At 72.5% G+C, this 20777-nt stretch carries 21 protein-coding genes; 10 read left to right on the forward strand and 11 right to left on the reverse strand.

What is annotated here, in order from left to right:
• Window positions 1–2: 2 nt before the first annotated feature.
• The 5 genes from AC07AW_RS02730 to AC07AW_RS02750 form a co-directional block, all read right to left on the reverse strand.
• Window positions 3–974: an ABC transporter permease gene (locus AC07AW_RS02730; RefSeq protein WP_478813707.1), complete on the reverse strand. Its 972-nt coding sequence runs from the start codon at window positions 972–974 to the stop codon at window positions 3–5.
• Window positions 971–2698: an ABC transporter substrate-binding protein gene (locus AC07AW_RS02735; RefSeq protein WP_478813708.1), complete on the reverse strand. Its 1728-nt coding sequence runs from the start codon at window positions 2696–2698 to the stop codon at window positions 971–973. The genes AC07AW_RS02730 and AC07AW_RS02735 overlap by 4 nt, the downstream gene beginning before the upstream one ends.
• Before the next feature lie 162 nt (window positions 2699–2860).
• Window positions 2861–2956, reverse strand: coding sequence for an Ms4533A family Cys-rich leader peptide (locus AC07AW_RS02740; protein WP_478813709.1), 96 nt, complete (start codon window positions 2954–2956; stop codon window positions 2861–2863).
• A 101-nt stretch (window positions 2957–3057) separates the two neighbouring features.
• Window positions 3058–4380: a DUF3152 domain-containing protein gene (locus tag AC07AW_RS02745; RefSeq protein ID WP_478813710.1), complete on the reverse strand. Its 1323-nt coding sequence runs from the start codon at window positions 4378–4380 to the stop codon at window positions 3058–3060.
• Window positions 4381–4853: 473 nt separating this feature from the next.
• Window positions 4854–5819, reverse strand: a complete 966-nt coding sequence (locus AC07AW_RS02750; RefSeq protein WP_478813711.1) for an alpha/beta fold hydrolase — start codon at window positions 5817–5819, stop codon at window positions 4854–4856.
• 140 nt (window positions 5820–5959) lie between these two features.
• Here AC07AW_RS02750 and AC07AW_RS02755 point away from each other — a divergent pair, with 140 nt between their 5' ends.
• From AC07AW_RS02755 to AC07AW_RS02770, 4 genes are all read left to right on the forward strand, one after another.
• Window positions 5960–6175, forward strand: coding sequence for a hypothetical protein (locus AC07AW_RS02755; RefSeq protein WP_351192590.1), 216 nt, complete (start codon window positions 5960–5962; stop codon window positions 6173–6175).
• Between the two features lie 165 nt (window positions 6176–6340).
• Entirely contained in the window at window positions 6341–7000 is a 660-nt protein-coding gene (locus AC07AW_RS02760) for a TetR/AcrR family transcriptional regulator (protein ID WP_041131117.1), read from the forward strand.
• A gap of 127 nt (window positions 7001–7127) precedes the next feature.
• Window positions 7128–7355, forward strand: a complete 228-nt coding sequence (locus tag AC07AW_RS02765; RefSeq protein WP_478813712.1) for a DUF3107 domain-containing protein — start codon at window positions 7128–7130, stop codon at window positions 7353–7355.
• A gap of 167 nt (window positions 7356–7522) precedes the next feature.
• Window positions 7523–7792: a hypothetical protein gene (locus tag AC07AW_RS02770; protein WP_478813713.1), complete on the forward strand. Its 270-nt coding sequence runs from the start codon at window positions 7523–7525 to the stop codon at window positions 7790–7792.
• 98 nt (window positions 7793–7890) lie between these two features.
• Here AC07AW_RS02770 and AC07AW_RS02775 read toward each other — a convergent pair whose 3' ends face one another.
• Window positions 7891–8613, reverse strand: coding sequence for a ferritin-like fold-containing protein (locus AC07AW_RS02775; protein WP_478813714.1), 723 nt, complete (start codon window positions 8611–8613; stop codon window positions 7891–7893).
• Window positions 8614–9099: 486 nt separating this feature from the next.
• Between AC07AW_RS02775 and AC07AW_RS02780 the strand changes: the two genes are divergently transcribed.
• A complete protein-coding gene (locus AC07AW_RS02780; protein ID WP_478813715.1) occupies window positions 9100–11694 on the forward strand; it encodes a DEAD/DEAH box helicase in 2595 nt (864 codons plus the stop codon).
• Between the two features lie 87 nt (window positions 11695–11781).
• Window positions 11782–12663, forward strand: coding sequence for an alpha/beta fold hydrolase (locus tag AC07AW_RS02785; RefSeq protein ID WP_478813716.1), 882 nt, complete (start codon window positions 11782–11784; stop codon window positions 12661–12663).
• Here AC07AW_RS02785 and AC07AW_RS02790 read toward each other — a convergent pair.
• Window positions 12647–13585: an NYN domain-containing protein gene (locus tag AC07AW_RS02790; RefSeq protein WP_478813717.1), complete on the reverse strand. Its 939-nt coding sequence runs from the start codon at window positions 13583–13585 to the stop codon at window positions 12647–12649. The two genes, AC07AW_RS02785 and AC07AW_RS02790, sit on opposite strands and share 17 nt — an antisense overlap.
• 176 nt (window positions 13586–13761) lie before the next feature.
• Here AC07AW_RS02790 and AC07AW_RS02795 point away from each other — a divergent pair, with 176 nt between their 5' ends.
• Window positions 13762–13914 carry a hypothetical protein gene (locus AC07AW_RS02795; RefSeq protein ID WP_099054331.1) on the forward strand — a complete coding sequence of 51 codons (153 nt, stop codon included), beginning with the start codon at window positions 13762–13764 and terminating at the stop codon, window positions 13912–13914.
• A gap of 88 nt (window positions 13915–14002) precedes the next feature.
• Here the strand turns inward: AC07AW_RS02795 and AC07AW_RS02800 are convergent, their stop codons facing one another.
• The 3 genes from AC07AW_RS02800 to AC07AW_RS02810 all read right to left on the reverse strand — a co-directional run bounded on the left by AC07AW_RS02800 (window position 14003) and on the right by AC07AW_RS02810 (window position 16666).
• Complete coding sequence (locus AC07AW_RS02800; protein WP_351192827.1) at window positions 14003–14608, reverse strand: MarC family protein; 606 nt, start codon at window positions 14606–14608, stop codon at window positions 14003–14005.
• Between the two features lie 319 nt (window positions 14609–14927).
• Window positions 14928–15791 (reverse strand): PHP domain-containing protein, encoded by an 864-nt coding sequence (locus AC07AW_RS02805; protein ID WP_478813718.1) that lies wholly within the window; start codon window positions 15789–15791, stop codon window positions 14928–14930.
• Between the two features lie 236 nt (window positions 15792–16027).
• Window positions 16028–16666 (reverse strand): DUF6758 family protein, encoded by a 639-nt coding sequence (locus AC07AW_RS02810; RefSeq protein ID WP_478813719.1) that lies wholly within the window; start codon window positions 16664–16666, stop codon window positions 16028–16030.
• Window positions 16667–16885: 219 nt separating this feature from the next.
• On the opposite strand from AC07AW_RS02810, the gene AC07AW_RS02815 reads away from it, so the two are divergent.
• Window positions 16886–18103: an MFS transporter gene (locus AC07AW_RS02815; protein WP_478813720.1), complete on the forward strand. Its 1218-nt coding sequence runs from the start codon at window positions 16886–16888 to the stop codon at window positions 18101–18103.
• Window positions 18104–18107: 4 nt separating this feature from the next.
• Here the strand turns inward: AC07AW_RS02815 and AC07AW_RS02820 are convergent, their stop codons facing one another.
• Window positions 18108–18692, reverse strand: a complete 585-nt coding sequence (locus tag AC07AW_RS02820) for a suppressor of fused domain protein (protein WP_478813721.1) — start codon at window positions 18690–18692, stop codon at window positions 18108–18110.
• 421 nt (window positions 18693–19113) lie between these two features.
• Between AC07AW_RS02820 and AC07AW_RS02825 the strand changes: the two genes are divergently transcribed.
• Both AC07AW_RS02825 and AC07AW_RS02830 read left to right on the forward strand, forming a co-directional pair.
• Window positions 19114–20241, forward strand: a complete 1128-nt coding sequence (locus tag AC07AW_RS02825; protein ID WP_478813722.1) for a magnesium and cobalt transport protein CorA — start codon at window positions 19114–19116, stop codon at window positions 20239–20241.
• A gap of 25 nt (window positions 20242–20266) precedes the next feature.
• Window positions 20267–20773, forward strand: coding sequence for a hypothetical protein (locus tag AC07AW_RS02830; RefSeq protein WP_478813723.1), 507 nt, complete (start codon window positions 20267–20269; stop codon window positions 20771–20773).
• Window positions 20774–20777: the final 4 nt, after the last annotated feature.

Here is a 20777-nt window from a genome sequence, read left to right on the forward strand (position 1 = left end):
CGCTAGGTCTCCTTTCGTGTGCCGACGCCGAGCCGGCCGGCCTCGCGCGGGTCGAGAGCGGTGCGGAGGGCGTCGCCGAGCACGGTGAAGGCGAGCACGGTCACGAAGAGCAGTCCGGCCGGGAGCAGCACGTACGTCGGGTCGGCCCGGAACCAGGTCTGCGCGGTGGACAGCATCTGCCCCCAGGACGGGGTGGGCGGGGTGACGCCCACGCCGAGGAAGGAGAGCGAGGCCTCGACGACGATGTTGGTGGGGACGAGGATCGCCGCGTACGTGATGACGGGCGCCGCGAGCGAGGGCAGCAGCTCGCGCCGGGCGGTCCGCCACCGCCCGGAGCCGGCGAGCCGTGAGGCGGCGACGAAGTCGAGGCCTTTGAGGGTGAGGGTCTGGGCGCGCACGATCCGGGAGGTGCCGGCCCAGCCGAGCAGTCCGATGACCAGGATGAGCAGCACCGGGCGCGGGAAGTCTCGGGGGACGACGGCGGTGAGCGCGATGGCGAGGACGAGGAACGGCAGGGCGAGGAAGACGTCGGTGATCCGGCCGAGCACGCCGTCGACCCAGCGGCTGCCGAGCCCGGCGGCGAGGCCCACGAGGACACCGATGAGGACCTGGACGGCGGTGGCGCCGAGGGCGACGAGGAGCGAGATCCGGGCGCCGTACAGGAGGCGGACGAACAGGTCGCGGCCCGTGCCGGGTTCCACGCCGAGCCAGTGGTCGGGGCTCGCCCCGCCGAAGGCGCCGTACGGGACGCCGCCGCGGGCCGAGTCGACGAGGTCGTCGTGGTACGTGTGCGGGTCCTGGCCCTCCAGCGCGGCGAGCAGCGGCGCGGCGACGGCGAGGAGGACGAGCAGGAGGAGGACGGCGGCGGAGGTGAGGGCGGCCGGGCGGGTGCGCAGCCGTCGCCACACCTGCCGGGCGGCGCCCGTGGCGGGAAGGCCCGCCACGGGCGCCGTCGTGTCGGTCAGGGTCGTCACTTGACCGCGACCTGCGAGATGTCGAGGACGCCGGTCCAGTCGCTGATGACGACGTTCTTGATGTCCTTGCCGACGAGCCGCTTGTAGACCGGGTGGAAGAGCGGCACGTCGAGCGCCTGCTCGCCGATCTTCTTGTCGAGGGCGCCCCAGCGTGCGGCGGCGGCCTTGAGGTCGGTCAGCTTGTTGATCTCGTCGATCTCCTTGTTGACCGCGGGGTCGTTCAGCTGGGCGTGGTTGTAGTTGGAGCCGTTGGCGACGATCTGGCGTCCGTCGAAGATCGGCGCGAGGAACGGGCCGCCGGCCGGCCAGTCGGCGCCCCAGCGGGAGAGGAAGAAGCCGGGGGCGTCCTTGACGCTCCAGCGCTTCTCGTTGAAGGAGTTGGGCTCCTGTCCGTCGAGCTTGACGGTGATGCCGGCCTTGCCGAGGGCCTCCTGGACGGCGGTGGCGATCTCGGGGCTCGTGGTGCGGTTCTGGGCGGTGGAGTGGAGCAGGGTGACGGTGAGGCCGTTCGGGTAGCCGGCCTCCTTGAGCAGCTGCCTGGCCTTCTCCGGGTCGCCGGTCTTCCCGGCCGGGAAGTGGTCGTACGGCGTGAAGCCGAAGGCCTTCTGCTCGGGAAGGAAGGTGGTGGCGGGCTCGGCGAGGGCGGAGCCGCCGGCGGCGTTGACGACGCTGGTGCGGTTGACGGCGTACGAGATCGCCTGGCGGACCTTCGGGTTGTCGAAGGGCTTCACCTTGGGGTTGAAGGCGATGTAGTTGGTGAAGCCGAAGTGGCCGGTGCCGACGCGGGCGGCGAGCGCCTTGTCGGAGCCCACCTGGGCCAGTTCGGCGGGGCCGAGGTTGGTGTCGGTGGTGACGGCGGCGGAGTCGGCGCCGGAGGAGGTGGCGAGGCGCTGGTTGATGACGGCCTCGTCGAGCCCGGACTTGACATCGATCCGGTCGGGGTAGGCCTTGCGCTCCTCGTCGGTCTTCGGGTCCCAGTGCGCGTTGCGCTCCAGGACGAGGTGCTCGCCGTCGTTCTCGTTCTCGACGACCTTGTACGGGCCGGAGGAGACCGGGTGCTCCTCGTACTTCGCGCCGGTGTCCTTGGCCTTGGGGACGGGGGCGAACTGGGTCTGGGTGGTGACGAAGGGGAACTCGCCCTCGGGCTTCTTCAGCTTGAAGACGATGGTCCGGGCGTCGGGGGTGACGATCGAGGCGAGGCCCTTGGGGTCCTTGTACGACCCCTGGTACGTGTCGCCGCCGACGAGCCAGTCCCGCAGGTAGGGGGCGCCGCCGGAGAGTTCGGCCGCGAAGGAGCGCTCGATGCCGTACTTGATGTCGGCGCTGGTGATGGCCGTGCCGTCCTCGAACTTCAGGCCCTCCTTCAGCGTGTACGTCCACTCGGTGGCGTCCTTGTTGGGGCGGCCGGTGTCGGTGGCGAGGTCGGGGACGACCTGGGTGCCGGCGGCGCCCGCCTCGCGGTTGCGGGTGGTGAGCGTGCGGAAGACGAGGGAGGGGACGTTGCCGCCGCCGGAGGTGTAGAGGCGGGCCGGGTCGAAGTCGCTCTGGGCCTCGTTGTTGAGGACGGTCAGCGTGCCGCCCTTCTGCGGAGCGCCCGCGGCCTTGCCGGAGGTACCGCCCTTGGCGCCGGCGTCCTCGGGACCGCAGGCGGCGGCGCCCGAGGCCAGGACGACACTGACGGCGGCCGCTGCCACGCGGCGCGAGATGACGGACGAATGACGCATCGGAAAGAGACCTCTCGGGGTGAACTGCGGGAACTGCGGGAAAGGGAAGGCGAATTCCGCAGGCACGGCGAGACAGCCCGAAAAAGGGGGTACGGCGCCTGCGGGAATGAAGAACCCGGGCGCGGCGAGAAAAACAGAAAGCCGACGAGCGCTCGGGCTGCGTCAGCTACAGAGAATGTCGGCGACCGTGTGTCCGGTCACGCCGAAGAGCGCCAGCTGAAGAGCGGCGCTGTCGGAAACGGCGTGACGGTGCGACATGCCGAGAAATATGGACGAACACGTGAGCGATGTCAACGCGCATCCCCGCGATCCCGAGACACTCGTCTCGGGATGCGGACACCGGCGGACCGGACGGAACGTCAACTCGTGGGATACACCCAGGGGTTGGGACGGCACTTGATCCCGTCGATGTCCAGGGACTTCGTCTGCTGCTGCATCACGGGAGCGAGCGCACCCGGCGTACGGCAGGAGACGTGACCGTGCCCCAGCCGGTGTCCGACCTCGTGGTTGATGAGCATCTGGCGATAGGCGTACATCGCCTTCGGGCCGAAGGTCACCGAGCCCTGCGCCCAGCGGAACGCATTGATCATCACGCGCTGGGTGGAGGCCGAGTCGCAGGAGACGTTGTCGACGGTGGTGTCGAGCCCGGACTTCTTGCACCACTCGCCGGTGGTGCCCGGGCTGGCGAGGGTGATCACGAACTCCGGATCGCCGCTGGAAATGCGCTCGAAGGTCATCTCGCCCTGGCCGGCCCAGCTGCGCTTGTCGTTGAGGGTCTTCTGCACGGCGTCGGCGAACAGCCTCGGATCGAGACCGATCCCCTTCTCGACGTCGACCCGGTAGCGGATCAGCCGCCCCTTGCCGGGCGCCTTCGCCAGGCCCGGCACGGCCTCGAACTCCCCGGAGCCCTTCAGCTTCGGCTCGATCGGGAACTGGCGGGTCATCAGCTGCTCGTACGTCGGAGGGGTGACGACGGGCGCCGGCTTCGACGGGACGGCCCGGTCGTCGGAGCGGGAGGCGGAGGTGTCGTCCGACGGCCGCTCGGCGGGCTCCCCGGCGGCGCGGGTGGCGGGCGGCTCCTCGTCCCGGTCGGCGACCTGCCCGGCGACGACGACGGCGAGCACGGTGGCGACGGCGGCGGCCGCGACCCCGGTGAGCGCACGCCCGAGCCCGCCCCGCCCGACGGCGGTCTCGGGCTCGTCGCTCTCGCTCGCGCTCTCACGGCGGGGCCCGGGGATGAACGGCGCCTGGGCATCGCCCTGTTCGGGCGCGACGGTCCGGGCGGCACCATGCCGGGGCCCGACCGGCACGGGCCGCGGCCCGAGAGCCTCGTCGTGCTGCGGGTGCCCACCGCGCACGGAGCCCCCGATGACGGGAACGCCGTGCGCGGGCGTACCGGGCGTGGCGTGCACGGGGGCACCGGAGCCCCCACCGAGGTAGGCGGGGGTGCCGTGCGCGGGGGTACCGGGGGCGGGATTTCGGTACTGCGGGGTCCCGTGCGCCGGGGTCCCGGGTGCAGGCGTCCGGTATTGGGGAGTGCCGTGCGCGGGAGTCCCAGGGGCGGGCGTCCGGTACTGCGGAGTGCCGTGCGCGGGAGTCCCGGGTGCAGGCGTCCGGTACTGCGGGGTCCCGTGCGCGGGAGTCCCTGGCGCGGGCGTCCGGAACTGCGGAGTCCCCTGCACGGGAGCCCCGGGGGCGGGCGTCCGGAACTGCGGGGTCCCGTGCGCCGGGGTCCCGGGGGCAGGCGTCCGGTACTGCGGAGCCCCCTGCCCCGGGGTCCCGTACGGCGTGGTCCCGCGCGCGGGGTTCCCGTATTGCGGAGTTCCGTGCGCCGGCGTCCCTTGACCGGGGGTCCCGTACTGGGGCGTCCCGTGCGCCGGGGTCCCGTACTGGGGCGTCCCGTGCGCCGGCGTTCCGTACATCGGGGTGCCGTGCGCCGGGGTGCCGTACCCCTGCGTCCCGTACCCCTGCGTCGTGGCGTCCTGGCCGGGACCGCCTGCGGTCCTGCGGCGGCGGCCCGTCCCGGCGGGCTGCCCCGCCGGGGCCGTCCCCGGCCCCGTCCCCGTCCCCGTCCCCGTCCCGGCTCCCGCCTGCGGCCCGGTCTCGGGCACCGAGGGCGCGGAGCCCTTGCGACTATGTCGTCCCACGCCCCGGATCAGCTCCCGCCGTCATCGGCGATCAGGTCCCGGACGGCCTGGGCGACCGTCTCCGGGTACTCCATCATCGCCACGTGCCCCGCCTCGGGGAGGGTCAGCAGGCGCGAGCCGCGGAAGGCGGCGGCCGCCCTCCGGGCCATCCGGTACGAGACGAGCCGGTCGCGCCCACCGTAGACGAGCAGCGTCGGGGCGAGGACCCGTTCGGCCTGCCGCCACAGTCCGTGCTGCCCGCCGAGGGTGTACGCGTCGACGATGCCGCGCGAGGAGCGGGCCATGGCGTCCCAGAAGTACGGGAGCTCCAGGCGCCGCTCCATCTCCTCGACGGCGTGCCGGAAGCCCTCCTCCGTGACCTGGCCGGGGTCCCCGTAACAGAGGGAGAGGACGCCCTTGACGCGCTGCTCGGCCGTCCAGTCCTTGGTGAGCTTCGCGAAGAACGAGGCGATGCCGGGCACCGCGAGCAGCGCGGTGGGCCAGGCGGTGCGCTGGGCGCGCAGCTCGGGCAGGGCCGGGGAGATCAGGGTGAGGGTGCGGACCAGGTCGGGCCGGACCGCGGCGACGCGAGTGGCGACGGCGCCGCCCATCGAGTTGCCGAGGAGGTGGACCGGTCCGCGTCCGGCGGCGTCGAGGAACCGGATGACGGCGCGGGCGTGTCCGGTGACCGAGTAGTTGCCGTCGTCGGGCGGCGGGGAGTCGCCGAAGCCGGGCAGGTCGACCGCCTCGCCGTCGAGGTGGTCCGCGAGCAGCGGCATCAGGGCGGACCAGTTCTGCGAGGAGCCGCCGAGGCCGTGGACGTACAGCGCGGGCGCCAGACCGGGCTGGTTCCCGGGCCGGGCGCGCACGGTGAGGGTGAGTCCGGGCAGCGCGACGGAGCGGAGCTCCTCGCCGTCGGCGACCCGTACGGCGCGGGTCCGCGACGCGGTCGGTGCGGCGGCGGTCCGGGTTTCCGGCAGCTCGGTCGAGGACATGGCCGCAATATTACGAGACGATCACGCGCCCACGTGTGTGGGTGGGGTCACAGGTGCGTGTGCGGCGGGGCGCGTTCGCTCCTAGGCTCGAAGAGAGGGCCATCGGGAGCACCGCGACCCGCACCCCCGGAAGGAACCGCATGACTGCCGATCCGAGCGAGCCGGACACATTCACCGAGGAAGAGGTCGACGTGCTGGACCAGGAAATCCCGGAGGCCGACGCTGCCGAGCAGCACACCGAACTCCAGCAGCGCGAGGACGAGCAGCCCACCCATCTCGAACGCGACTCGGCGAACGAGGCCGACGCGTCCGAACAGGCGCGTGTCGTCGCCCTGGACGAGGACGACTACCGCTGAGCGGACGACTCCCCGCTGATTTGTTCGGTTTAATCTTGAATCGGCTGTCGACCCGGGCGTCCGGTCCGTGAAATTCTGCGTTCGCACCGCGCACAGCCGGGTTACCCAAAAGTACGATGGCGGCGCGGCGCGACAGCGCGCATGGATCAATTTTTGGGAGGCCGCGTGAGCGCCATCGAGCAGACAGAGGCAGCACGCCCTCGGGGCACGCGCCTGCCGCGACGTGCCCGACGGAACCAGCTGCTCGGCGCGGCCCAGGAGGTCTTCGTCGCCCAGGGGTACCACTCCGCCGCCATGGACGACATCGCCGAGCGGGCCGGCGTCAGCAAGCCGGTGTTGTACCAGCACTTCCCCGGGAAGCTGGAGCTGTACCTCGCCCTGCTCGACCAGCACTGCGAGTCCCTCCTGCTCGCGGTGCGCACGGCGTTGGCCTCCACCACGGACAACAAGCTCCGGGTCGCGGCAACGATGGACGCGTACTTCGCGTACGTGGAGGACGAGGGCGGCGCGTTCCGTCTCGTCTTCGAGTCCGATCTGACGAACGAGCCCGCGGTACGCGAGCGCGTGGACCGGGTCAGCCTGCAGTGCGCCGAGGCCATCTCGGATGTGATCGCCGAGGACACCGGCCTGTCGAAGGACGAGTCGATGCTGCTCGCCGTCGGTCTCGGCGGGGTCTCCCAGGTCGTCGCCCGCTACTGGCTGTCCAGCGGGTCCGGCATTCCCCGGGACAAGGCGGTCGGGCTGCTCACCTCCCTCGCCTGGCGCGGCATCGCGGGCTTCCCGCTGCACCCGGTCGACGGCCAGCTCAGCGCCGAGGGTCACTGAACATTCCCGGACGCTGTTCGCTCCTGGCGTGCGGCGGCTGACCCGTGCGGGTCCCCTCTCCGGGCTAATGTGTGCAGCGTACGGCGCGGGTGTCCGCGCGAAGGCGACCGTTCGGAGGGACATAGCCGTGGAGGTCAAGATCGGCGTGCAGCACGCACCCCGGGAGATCGTTCTGGAGAGCGGGCAGTCCGCCGAGGAGGTCGAGCGCCTGGTGGCCGACGCGCTGGCCGGCAAGGCGCAGCTGCTCAGCCTCTCGGACGAGAAGGGCCGTAAGATCCTCGTTCCGGCCGAGAAGATCGCGTACGTGGAGCTCGGCGAGCCCGCCGTGCGCCGCGTGGGTTTCGGCGCGCTCTGAGCCCGGGATCGGACGGGAAAGGCCCGGTGGACCGCTTCGGTCCACCGGGCCTTTCGTATACCCGTTTGGCCACGTCAGGGGGTACGGGAGGATTGCGTTCCGAGCGTCGGGGGTAGGACGGCTGTGACCGCACCACCCGCCCCGCACCCCTCGCGAGGTGATCCGCCGTGTTCCTGGAAGTCCTCGGCTCCGCCCTGCTCGGTTTCGCCCTGGCCTGGGCCGCCGTCCAGCGACTGGCCGACCGCCTCCCCGTCCGGGGGAGAGTCCTCGCCACCGGTGCACTGGGCGGCGTCTTCGGTGCGCTCGTGACCCATGGAGCGCTCGGCCCCGGCCACTTCCTCGCCACGCTGATCGGCGCGGTGGCGGTGGCGGCGGTGCTGCTCTCGCTGCTGATCCGCCCGGCCTCGCGCAGACTGCGCCGATCAGCCGCTGTCTGACCGGCGCGTCTGTCCGAGACGTATCTGCCCGAGGCGTATCAACCCGAGGCGTATCTGCCCAAGGCGTATCTACCCGGGGCGTATCTGCCTGAGGCGCCTCAGGCCGCGAGGCCCAGTGCGGCCATGCGCTTGGTGTGCGCCTCGGTGATCCGGGAGAACATCCGGCCGACCTCCGCGAGGTCGAAGCCGTCCGCCACGCCGCCGACCAGCATGGTCGAGAGCGCGTCGCGCTCGGCGACCACGCGCTGGGCCTGGGAGAGCGCCTCGCCCATCAGACGGCGCGCCCAGAGCGCGAGCCGGCCGCCGACGCGCGGGTCGGCCTCGATGGCCGCGCGGACCTTCTCCACCGCGAAGTTGCCGTGGCCGGTGTCGTCGAGCACCGCGAGGACGAGCCCGCGCGTGTCGGTGTCGAGCCGGGCCGCGACCTCCCGGTAGAAGTCACTGGCGATCGAGTCGCCCACGTACGCCTTGACCAGGCCCTCCAGCCAGTCCGAGGGCGCCGTCAGGCGGTGGAAGTCGTCGAGCGCCTTCGCGAAGGGCTCCATGGCCGAGGTCGGCTCGGCGTCGACGGCCGCGAGGCGGTCCCGCAGCCGCTCGAAGTGGTGGAACTCGGCGGAGGCCATCTTCGCCAGCTCCGCCTTGTCCGCGAGGGTCGGCGCCAGCTTGGCGTCCTCGGCGAGCCGCTCGAAGGCCGCGAGCTCTCCGTAGGCCAGGGCGCCGAGGAGGTCGATCACGGCGGCGCGGTACTGCGGCTCGGCGGAAGCCTCCGCCCAGTCCTTGGCGGCGATCCCGGTGGGTGTGGCGTTGTCAGGCGTCTCCATGGAGCGCACAATAGCCCGCTCACGCGACCCGGGAAGGCCCTGGTCAGTCAGTGTGACCGTGCCCTCATCACGATTTCTCCCAACACACATGCGCGATTCCGGGGTACAGTGATAAGGCGCCTGCTGAGTATGCGGACATGCTTTCGCACGTTCGGACGTATTCGGTGGGCCGACTCATGAATGAGGATGCCCGGTCGGTGGCCCGATCGGCTCCGGCCCGACAGCCCTTCCGGCGGACCCGCGGAAGGGTCACCCTCAGCGGTACGACGCTCGAGCGACGGCAGTGGTCCCGTGCCACCCGGCGGTGATCTCCCCTGATCCCCCCGGAAGATCCCGGCACGGTACGACCCCCTTCGTTCGCCTCGCGCCGCGTCTCACAGAAGAGGCAGCACCCTGACTACGACTTTCCGTGAACTCGGAATCCTCCCTGAGACGGCCGAGGCCCTGGAGGCCGTCGGCATCGTCACCCCCTTCCCCATCCAGGAGATGACCCTTCCGGTCGCCCTCACCGGCACCGACGTCATCGGCCAGGCCAAGACCGGCACGGGCAAGACCCTCGGTTTCGGCCTCCCCATCCTGGAGCGCGTCACCGTCCCGACAGACGTCGAGGCCGGCCGGGCCAAGCCCGAGCAGCTGACCGACGCCCCGCAGGCGCTCGTCGTCGTCCCCACCCGCGAGCTGTGCCAGCAGGTCACCAACGACCTGCTGACCGCCGGCAAGGTGCGCAACGTCCGCGTGCTCGCCATCTACGGCGGCCGTGCGTACGAGCCGCAGGTCGAGGCGCTCCAGAAGGGCGTCGACGTCGTCGTCGGCACCCCCGGCCGTCTCCTCGACCTGGCCGGCCAGCGCAAGCTCGACCTCTCGCACGTGAAGGTCCTCGTCCTCGACGAGGCCGACGAGATGCTCGACCTGGGCTTCCTGCCCGACGTCGAGAAGATCATGAACATGCTTCCGGCGAAGCGCCAGACCATGCTGTTCTCGGCCACCATGCCGGGCGCGGTCATCGGTCTCGCCCGCCGCTACATGTCGCAGCCCACCCACATCCGGGCCACCTCGCCCGACGGTGAGGGCGCGACTGTCGCCAACATCAAGCAGCACGTCTACCGCGCGCACAACATGGACAAGCCGGAGATGGTCTCCCGCATCCTGCAGGCCGAAGGCCGCGGGCTCGCGATGATCTTCTGCCGCACCAAGCGCACGGCGGCCGACATCGCCGAGCAGCTGGAGCGCCGCGGCTTCGCCTCCGGCGCGGTCCACGGCGACCTCGGCCAGGGCGCCCGCGAGCAGGCGCTGCGCGCCTTCCGCAACGGCAAGGTCGACGTGCTCGTCTGCACCGACGTCGCCGCGCGCGGCATCGACGTCGAGGGCGTCACTCACGTCATCAACTACCAGTCGCCGGAGGACGAGAAGACCTTCCTCCACCGCGTCGGCCGCACCGGCCGCGCGGGTGCGAAGGGTACGGCGGTGACGCTGGTCGACTGGGACGACATCCCGCGCTGGCAGCTCATCAACAAGGCGCTCGGTCTCGACTTCCACGAGCCGGTCGAGACGTACTCCTCGTCGCCGCACCTCTACGAGGAGCTGGACATCCCGGCGGGCACCAAGGGCATCCTGCCCCGCTCCGAGCGGACCCGCGCGGGTCTGGGCGCGGAGGAGCTGGAGGACCTGGGCGAGCCCGGCGGCCGCCGTGGCCGTGCCCCGAAGGCCGCCGAGAAGACCGAGGAGCGCCCGGCCCGTACGCGGACCCCGCGCCAGCGTCGCCGTACCCGCAGCGGCAGCGAGTTCGGCGACGCCCCGGTGACGACGGCCCCGGCCGTCGAGACCCCGGCGGACGAGACCCCCGCGGAGCCGGGCCCGCGCACCCCGCGCCGCCGTCGTCGCACCCGTGTCACCGCGCAGGTCGTCGCGGCGCAGGCCGCCGAGGCTCCGGTAGAGGCACCTGTCGTCGAGGCCCCGGTCGCCGAGACGCGGGCCGCCGAGGCCCCGGTCAAGGCGCCCGTCTTCAAGGCTCCGGTCGCCGAGGCCCCCGTCGCCGCGGCCCCGGTCGTCGAGACGCCGGTCGTCGAGACGCCGGTCGTCGAGCAGCCGAAGGCGGAGGAGCCGAAGGCCCCCCGTCGCCGGACCCGTGCCGCCCGCCCGGCGGTCGCCGAGCCGGTCGCCGCTCCGGTAGCGCGGACCCCCGCGGCCCCGGAGCCGGCTCCGGCCCCGCGCCGCCGCCGTGCCCGGGTGGTGCGCCAGGTCGAGGAGACCGTGACGTTCCAGACGCCCGAGTCCGCAGCGGTCGCGCTGATGGCCAAGCGGTCCGTCGCGCAGCCGGTCGTCGAGGCCGCTCCGGTGGTCGTCGAGGAGCCGAAGGCGGCTCCGCGCCGCCGCACGGCCAGGAAGGCCGTCGCCGAGCCGGTGGTCGCGCCGGTCGTCGAGGCGCCCGTCGCCGCCCCGGTCGTCGAGCCCGTCGCCGCCCCGGTGGCCGAGCCCGTCGTCGCCGAGCCCGTCGCCGAGGCCCCGGTCGTCGCCGAGGTCCCCGCGCCGCGCCGTCGCCGCACCGCCCGTCGGCCCGCCGGTTCGCCGGTGACCGCCGAGGCGCCGGTGGCCGAGGCCCCGGTCGTCGAGCCGGTCGCCGAGCCGGTCGCGGAGGAGCCCGCGCCGCGCCGTCGCCGCGCGGCCCGCCGGCCCGCCGGGTCCCCGGTGGCCGCGGAGTCCGCCGGCGAGGTCATCATCGTGGCCGCGCCGGCCGCCGCTCCGGTCGCCGAGCCGGTCGTGGAGGAGGCCCCGAAGAAGGCCGCCCCGCGCCGTCGGGCGGCGAAGAAGGCCGTGGCCGAGCCGGTCGCCGAGACCGTCGAGGCACCGGCGGCCGAGGAGGCCCCCAAGGCTCCGCGCCGCCGCACGACGAAGAAGGCGGTCGCCGCCGAGGCCCCCGAGGCCTCCGCGCCGAAGACCGAGCCGAAGGCTCCGGCCCGCCGCCGTACGACCAAGAAGGCCGCGGCCGCCGAGGTCGAGGCACCGGTGACGGAGGAGGCCCCGAAGAAGGCCGCCCCGCGCCGCCGCACCACGAAGAAGGCGACGGCCCAGCCGGAAGGCTGACCCGCCCCGCGGCATCCGAGCGGCCCGGTTCCTCCCCAGGGACCGGGCCGCTCGGCCGTCTCCCCCGGGCGCCGTTACAGTCCCCTTATGAGCAAGCCCCGTTCCCTCGTTCTGCCGCCCCGCACCCGTGCCCGTCGGCTGGAGACCGCACGCGGGGGGTTCGCCGTGCTCGATGCGGAGGCCGCGGGGGCGCGGCGGGGCACGGTGCTGCTGCTGCCCGGGTACACCGGCAGCAAGGAGGACTTCATCGAGCTGCTCGGGCCGCTGAGCGAGGCCGGGTACCGGGCGGTGGCCGTGGACGGGCGCGGCCAGAACGAGACGCCGGGCCCCCGCGGCCGGGCCGCCTACCGTCGCAGGGCGCTCGCGCTCGACGCGGTGGCGCAGGCCGCGGCCCTCGGGGACGGCCCCGTGCACCTGGTGGGCCACTCGTTCGGCGGTCTGGTGGCCCGCGCGGCGGCCGCCCTCGCGCCGGGCGCCTTCCGCTCGCTCACCCTGCTGTCCTCGGGCCCCGGCCGCGTCGCCCGGCCGCAGCGGATCCGGGTGCGGGTGCTGCGCGCCTCGCTCGCGGTGCTGCCGAAGGAGCGGGTGTGGCAGGCCATGTGCTGGCTGGACAGCCGAGGCGAGGAGCCGGAGACGGGCGACACACCGGCGCTCGCGGGCTTCCTGCGGCGCCGCTGGATGCGTACCAGGATCGCCCAACTCGCGGGCGCCGGGCGGCTGCTGCTCGACCGTCAGGACGGTACGGAGGAGCTGGCCGCCCTGCGCGTGCCGCTGCACTTCGCGTACGGGACGGACGAGATGGTGTGGGCACCGGCGGACCTCGCGGCGGCCGCAGCCCGCACCGGCGCGCACCGCACGGTCGTGGCGGGCGCCGGCCACTCCCCCAACGTCTCGCACGCCCGGGAGCTGACGGACGGTCTCACCGGCTTCTGGGAGCGGGCGGACAGCAGAGTCAGTACTGCGCCTTGAGGTGCTGCCAGAAGCCGTCGCGCAGGGCCCGCCGCAGTGCGGCATGGCCGCGCAGTGAGCGGCTGAGCAGGCGCTCCGCCTCGACGAGCAGCTCCTGGTCGACCGGCCCGGGGAGGTAGGGCGCGCCGGGCAGGAGCTCGGCGAGCCGGTCCCGGCCCTGCTCGGCGATCCAGACCGCGGCGATCTGGGCGCCGACGAAGCGCACCTCCTCGCGGGAGGGCGGCGGCTCGCCCTCGTTCTCGTACGTGGTGACGGGGCGGCGCGTGACGTACGGCCGGCAGAAGTCGAGCTCGAAGGTGCGCAGGCTGTCGACCTCCCAGAGCAGCGCCTCGGCCTGGTTGCGTCCCTCGGCGGCCTCGATGCCCCAGAGGTGGACGCGGGCCCCGTAGCCCTGCGCGGCCTCGACGGCCGAGACGAGGTCCTCGTCGCCGCCGACGAGGGCGGCGTCGCTGATGGCGCGGTGGCGGGCGAGGGACTCCAGGTCGCTGCGGATGAGGGAGTCGACACCCTTCTGCTGGTTGTTGGCGTTGAGGTTGCCGAGGCGGACCTTGACGTCGGGGAGCTCGGCGATGGCCTGCTGCTCGGGGGTGTGGATCCGGCGGCGGGCGCCGTCGTACCAGTAGACGCGGAGGAGTCGGCTGTCCGCGAAGATCGTGCGGGCCTTGTCGATGAAGGCCTCGATCAGACCCTCGGCGTCGAGGTCGAAGGAGCGCCGGTCCTCGGTGCCCGCCACCAGCAACCCGGCCGCAGCATGGACGTAACCTGCGTCGACGAAGATGGCGTGGGTGGACGGGGTCTTGGCGACCTCGGCCAGCATCCGCTGCAGGAGCTCATTGGTGCGCTCCAGGCGGGCGTCCAAGGCATCCAGGCGGGCTGCGGTCGCGGTCTCGGTCACCTGGTCGGTGGTGTCTGCGTCGTTCATACGGGGCTCATTCTCCGCCGCTCCCGGCCCGGCCGCCACACCCTCCTCCCCACTGGTACTTAGGCATCCAAAAATTTTCCTTAGCGTAGGGAATGTTTGCAGGATGCATGTCGTTGGACCCCTACGTAACGCAGTTCTCCGCCCAGGAGGATCAACTCAGACGAAGGGAGAAGCCCATGCGCTTCGAAATCCTGCGACTCGACGACATCGACGGCACGCCTGTCGACTCGACCGTCGTGGACGCCGCCTCCGTCAATCGGATCGTGCAGCAGGCCGCCGCGATCGGCCAGCGCATCTGGATCCGCCCCGCCGAGACCTCGGCCTCGTAACAGGCCGGGTCCACACCACGCACCGCGCCCCCGCACGGACTCCGCAAGAGCGGAATCCGTACGGGGGCGCAGTGGTTCCCGGAGGGCCTCAGGCGTTCTGGATCACCTGGGTGATGCCGTTGATGATCTGCTGCACCGCGATGGCGGAGAGCATCATGCCGGCGAGCCGGGTCACCAGGACGACGCCGCCGTCCTTGATGACGCGGATGATCAGCAGCGAGTACCGCATGGTCAGCCAGAGCACCACGTGCATGGCCGCGATGGCGGTCCAGACGGAGACCTGCGAGGCGACGCTGTCGGCGTTCTGCACGGCGAGGATGACGGAGACGATCGCACCGGGACCGGCGAGCAGCGGCATGCCGAGCGGGACGAGGGCGACGTTGACGTCCTTGGTCTGCTTGGGCTCGTCGGTCTTGCCGGTGAGCAGGTCGAGCGCGATGAGCAGCAGCAGGAGGCCACCCGCGATCATCAGCGCGGGGACGGAGACGTGCAGGTAGTCCAGGATCTGCTGGCCCAGGAGACCGAAGACGGTGATGACGCCGAAGGCGACGGCGACGGCCTGCCAGGCCATCCGGCGCTGCACCTTGGCCGGACGGCCGGAGGTGAGGGCGAGGAAGATCGGGGTGATCCCGGGGGGATCCATGATCACGAAGAGGGTGAGGAACAGCGAGCCGAAGACGGCGACGTCGAACACGGTGGGGTGCCTTGCGGGAGAGGTGGAACGGTGGGGTGTACCCCGACGCGGCGGAATGTGGGATTCCGGCGACAGGGCAGGAGCAGCGCGACCCCGCGCACGACGCGGAGCCGTACGGGGGCGGGCCGGGAAGAGGAAGGGCCTGGGAGCGGAGCCGGGCCGGCGACGCACGCCACGTCGGCGAACCCGACGTGGCACGGACACGGACCGACCGGGGAGCGGGCCCCCCTGGCCGGCGGACAGGGCAGCGAATCCCTGTCGCCTACCGGCCCCTCGGTCCGGGGGCAGGGCCGCACGGCCCCGGCCCGCCGGAGTGGCCTCAGGCGGCGGGTCCGCCGGCGCCCGGGACCGGGAAGGCGCCCGCGGCACGGCGGGTGATCTCGCCGTAGATCTCGGGGTCGGTGGTGTACTCGCCGAGGCGACAGGTCTTGCGGCTGCCGTGGTAGTCGCTGGAGCCCGTGGTCAGCAGACCGAGCTCCTTCGCGAGTCCGCGCAGCCGGGCGCGGGTCGCCTCGTCGTGGTCCATGTGGTCGACCTCGATGCCGTCGAGTCCGGCCTCGGCGAGCCGGGCTATCGAGGCCTCCGGCAGCACCTGGCCGCGCTTGACGGCGAGCGGGTGCGCGAAGACGGTGACGCCGCCGGCCGCCTTGACGAGGCGGATCGCGTCGACCGGGTCCAGCTCGTGCTTCTCGACGTACGCCCGGCCGCCGTCGGCGAGCCACTCGGGCGTGAACGCCCCGGACACGTCCGGTACGACTCCGAGCTCGACGAGCGCCTCGGCGACGTGCGGGCGGCCGACGGAGCCGTCGCCGGCGATCCGGGCGACCTGCTCCCAGGTGACGGGGACGCCGAGCTCCTGGAGCTTGCCGACCATGCCGCGGGCGCGCGGCACCCGGTCGTCGCGGACGAGTTCGCGCTCGGCGAGGAGCGCCGGCTCCTCGGGGTCGAAGAGGTACGCGAGCATGTGCAGCCCGATGCCGTCCATCCGGCAGGAGAGCTCGGCCCCGGTGACGAGGGTCAGCCCCTCGGGCAGGGCGGCGATCGCCTCGGCGTGGCCGCGGGTGGTGTCGTGGTCCGTGAGCGCGACGACGTCGAGCCCGGCCGCGGCCGCGTTCCTGACGAGCTCGGCCGGGGAGTCCGTACCGTCGGAGGCCGTGGAGTGGGTGTGCAGATCGATGCGCACGACGCGGTACTCCAGGGCTCGGTACGGACGGAGGGACGCTCCAGCATAACGGGCGAATCGAACACGTCCGTACGGAACGTCACCGGACGAACGACCCGACGAACCCCCCGGGCACGCCCGGAAAGTCCCGCACGGCGCACGACGTGCACCGCCCGACGCCCGCAGCCCCCAGCGCGGCGCCCGGCACCCGGCACCCGGTCGGCACCCGGCACCCGGCACCCGGCACCCGGCGCGCTCTAGCCGAGCAGCCTCGGGGTGAGCGCGCCGCAGGGCAGCAGGTCGACCTCGGCGCCCGCTTCGCGCAGGTCCGTCAGGACCAGCTCGTCGTACATCAGGAGGCCGGACTGTTCGGGCCAGACGATCGCCCACAGCCACAGTCCGCGCGCCTCACCCGCGAAGACCGCACGGTCCTGCGGGGCGCCGGTGACGTGCCAGAGCGGGGTGGGCCGCCCGGCGGCGAGCACCTTCGCCTGGGGCGGTTTGTCGATGGCCATGCCGGAGCCGGGGTCGAGGCCGTCGATGCCGGCGTACCGCGCACCGAGTCCGACGCCGAGCTCCTCGGCGACCAGGAGCAGCTCGCCGATCCCGCCGAGCGGGCCGGGGCCCGAACAGGCGACGGCCGTGGCGCGTCCGCCGCTGCGGTCGTCACCGGCGTACGCGACTCCGGTGAAGAGCCAGCCGACGGGCAGGGGCCACGGCATCCACACCGGGACGTGGGATCTGTTCACCACGACCCCGAGGCCCTCGACGCTGGGCGGGATCACGGGCTGGAGCGGGTGCACCGAGCCGTGCACATCACACTGCCAGGAGTCGGCGAAGAGTCCGGGCGCCCTGACCCGGCCACCGCACTTCGGACAACTGGGTTCGCCCCTCATAGGGCTCAACGGTCCTAGCTCTTCCGCTCCGCGTCAAGGACGACCGCACACGATCACCCGTCCGGCCCGGAGCGATCACCCGGGGCACCCGACAGGCGACCGGCGGGGCGATCGACGGGACGTCCCGACATCCGCCCCAGATAGATGTAGGTTGCATCCATTAGTCCGTCTAACTTATTCTGTGTATATCGCAACCATCTCGACGCGAAGGAGCAGCACATGGAGGACGAACCCGGCGGCAGCATCCTGCGCCAGCCCCCGGCCGTCTGGGCCACCGCGGGCGCCTCGGTCGTGGCCTTCATGGGCATCGGCCTCGTCGACCCGATCCTGCCCTCGATCGCCCAGGGCCTGCACGCGACGCCCAGCCAGGTGTCGCTGCTCTTCACCTCGTACTTCCTCATCACCGCCGTCGCGATGCTGGTGACCGGCTTCGTCTCCAGCCGCATCGGCGGCCGCAGGACCCTGCTCGCCGGGCTCGCGCTCGTCGTCGTCTTCGCCGCCCTCGCCGGCACCTCCGACACGGTCGGTCAGCTCGTCGGCTTCCGGGCCGGCTGGGGCCTGGGCAACGCGCTCTTCGTCTCGACGTCGCTCGCCGTCATCGTCGGCGCCGCGGCCGGCGGCAGCGCGGCGGCGGTCCTGCTGTACGAGTCGGCGCTCGGCCTCGGCATGGCCTGCGGTCCGCTCCTCGGCGCCGTCCTCGGCAACGCGAGCTGGCGCTACCCCTTCTTCGGCACCGCCGCCCTGATGGCGATCGGCTTCCTCTGCATCACGGTCTTCCTCAAGGAGCAGCCGAAGCCGGCCCGCAAGGTCTCGCTGCTCGACCCGATCCGGGCGCTCGGCCACGGCGGCCTCGCCTCGGCCGCGGCCGCCGCCTTCATGTACAACTACGCCTTCTTCACGGTGCTCGCCTTCACCCCGTTCGTGCTGAACATGACGCCGTACAAGTCCGGCGCGGTGTTCTTCGCCTGGGGCGTGCTGCTCGCCGTCTTCTCGGTGCTCGTCGCCCCCCGCCTCCAGCGCCGCTTCGGCTCGCTCACGGTGCTCGGCGGCTCGCTGGTGCTGCTCGCCGCGGACGTGGTGGTGCTCGGCTACGGGAGCCACACCACGGCGATCGTCTGCACGGTCCTGTCGGGCGCGTTCATCGGCGTCAACAACACCGTCTTCACCGAGCTGGCCCTCGGCGTCTCGGACGCCCCGCGCCCGGTCGCGAGCGCGGGCTACAACTTCGTCCGCTGGTTCGCCGCGGCCGCCGCCCCCTACCTCGCCCCGAAGATCGAGGAGTGGAGCGACGTCCACATGCCCTTCGTGGTGGCCGGCGTGGCCGCCGTCCTCGGCGCCGTGATCGTGCGGGTCCGCCGCACCGCCCTCACACACGACACCGAGGCACTGGCCCCGAAGCACGCCACGGAGGACGGCGTCGGCGTGTTCGCGAGCTGAAGGCTCAGTCCAGGTTCACGGACCTGCGCAGCGGATCGCGCAGGTCCGTCCCCTGTGCCAGCCAGCGCTCCTCCAGGGCCTGCGCGCCGTGCACCCGCTTCCACGCGGCCTCGTTCGAGGTCATGGGGAGGAGGGGCAGGAAGCGGACCGGGTCCATCGGGTCGTCGAGCTCCAGGTCCTCCACCAGGCCGCCCGACTCGGCGACGAGCACCGAGCTGAAGGGGGCGCCGGGCCAGAGCGGGTCGCCGACGTCGAGCGAGGCGCCCGGGGCCACGACCACGCCCTCGACCTGCGGGGTGGCGGCGAGGACCGCGAGCGGGCGCAACACCTTGTCGGTCTCGGCGAGCCCGCCCCGTACCGTCAGGACGAGCTCCGCGCGCGGACCCTTCACCGGGTCGGCGAGCGCGGAGGTCGGATCGGCCATCGGCTGCGCGGACATCCCGAGGGTCGCGTACCGCACGAGGTCGCCGTCGACGAAACGCAGCACCTCGATCCGGTCCGTGCCGAGGAAGGTCACCGCGGCCCGCGCGTCCGGTTCGCCGAGCGCCGTCCGTAGCCGGGCCTCGACCAGTGCAAGAACTTCTCCCATGCGGGGAGCATAGATCGCGTATGGAACGGGCAAAGGAAGGGATTGACCCTCTGTCGGCTGATAGTGTTGGCCACTGGTCGGGATTCCCGACTGCTCGTCACACGTCATCCCCGACAGGGGACCGGCCGGAGGAGGTGGGACTGCGATGGACCGAAGTCGATCGGGCAGTACCAGCCGCTCTTCCGCCGCTCCGCACCCCAGCCCGGTGCGCTTCCACCGGTGACGTCCGGGTCCGGCACGGACCCGCCCCCTCCGGCATCTCGCACGACGGAAGAGCAATTTTCGCCTTTCCCTGTCTGTAGCGACCGCCGTCACCGCGCCTCTTCGGTGCCGCCCGCTTTGTGGACGACGTACCTCTCCGTCCCCATTCCGGGCTGTGCCATGCTCCGCGCCGACGGCCGATCCGTGAAGGAGCACGCCCATGTCGATGATCCGTGACCTCACCGCCGCCGTCCGCCCCAGCCTGCGGCAGAGCCTGCGCAAGACCCCCACCACGTACACCTCGTACGACCCCACCCGCGACCACTCGGCCTCCAGCGCCGTGGTCGACTGCGCCGTCTACCGCGACGGACGCCGGATCGACGACCGCGCCTGCCTCACCCCGCGCGGCGCCATGCGCCAGGTGCGGGAGAGCGGCGGCTTCGCCTGGATCGGTCTGCACGAGCCGACCGAGGCCGAATTCGCCGGTATCGCCGCCGAGTTCGGGCTGCACCCGCTCGCCGTCGAGGACGCCGTCCACGCCCACCAGCGGCCCAAGCTGGAGCGGTACGACGACACCCTCTTCACCGTCTTCAAGACGATCCACTACGTCGAGCACGCCGAACTCACCGCCACCAGCGAGGTCGTGGAGACCGGCGAGGTGATGGTCTTCACCGGCCCCGACTTCGTCATCACCGTCCGGCACGGCGGCCAGGGCTCCCTGCGCAACCTCCGCCACCGCCTCCAGGGCGAGCCGGAGCTCCTCGCCAAGGGCCCCTCGGCCGTGCTGCACGCCATCGCCGACCACGTCGTCGACGGCTACATCGCGGTCGCCGACGCCGTCGAGCTGGACATCGACCAGCTGGAGATCGACGTCTTCTCGCCGGCCGCGAAGGGCTCCACGCGCGGCACGGACACCGGCCGGATCTACCAGCTCAAGCGTGAGGTACTGGAGTTCAAGCGGGCCGTCACGCCGCTGCTCCGCCCGATGCAGCTGCTCTCCGAGCGGCCGATGCGGCTCGTCGACCCGGACATCCAGAAGTACTTCCGGGACGTCGCCGACCACTTGGCCCGCGTCCAGGAGCAGGTCGTCGGCTTCGACGAGCTCCTCAACTCGATCCTCCAGGCCAACCTGGCGCAGGCGACCGTCGCGCAGAACGAGGACATGCGCAAGATCACCTCGTGGGCGGCGATCGTCGCCGTCCCCACGGCGGTCTGCGGCGTGTACGGCATGAACTTCGAGTACATGCCGGAGCTGCACTGGAAGTACGGCTACCCGATGGTGCTCGTCGGCATCGCCGCCATCTGCTTCACCATCCACCGCACCCTCAAGCGCAACGGCTGGCTGTAGAAACCCGCCCGATAGGCTTCGTGCCATGACAGAAGAGCTGCTCGCGCCCGCCCTCGTCGAGGAGGCCACCAAGAAGTCCGGCCTCGTGTGGGTGCGCGGCACCGGACCCGCCCGCGCGCTCTGGCACGTCTGGCACGACGGCGCCGCGCACGTCGTCGGCGACGGCCCCGGCGAGCAGCCGCTGCCGGGCCTGGTCGACGGCGGTACGGCCGAGGTGACCGTCCGCAGCAAGGACAAGGGCGGCCGGCTCGTCGCCTGGACCGCCACCGTCCGCGAGCTCTCCCCCGGTACGGAGGAGTGGGAGGCGGCGGTCGCCGAGCTGAAGGGCAAGCGGCTCAACGCCCCCGACGGCGAGGCCATGCCGGGGCGCTGGGCGCGCGAGTGCCGGGTCGTACGGCTCGAGCCGCGCTCCTCGACCACGGAGTTCCCGGACGGCTCCCTGGCCGCCGTACCGCTGCCGACGGCGGCGAACACCCGCCGGCCGATCCCGGCGGGTCTGCCGAAGCTGCTGTTCCGGAAGAAGAAGCGCTGAGGCC

The sequence above is a fragment of the Streptomyces sp. NPDC044003 genome (assembly GCF_056435185.1).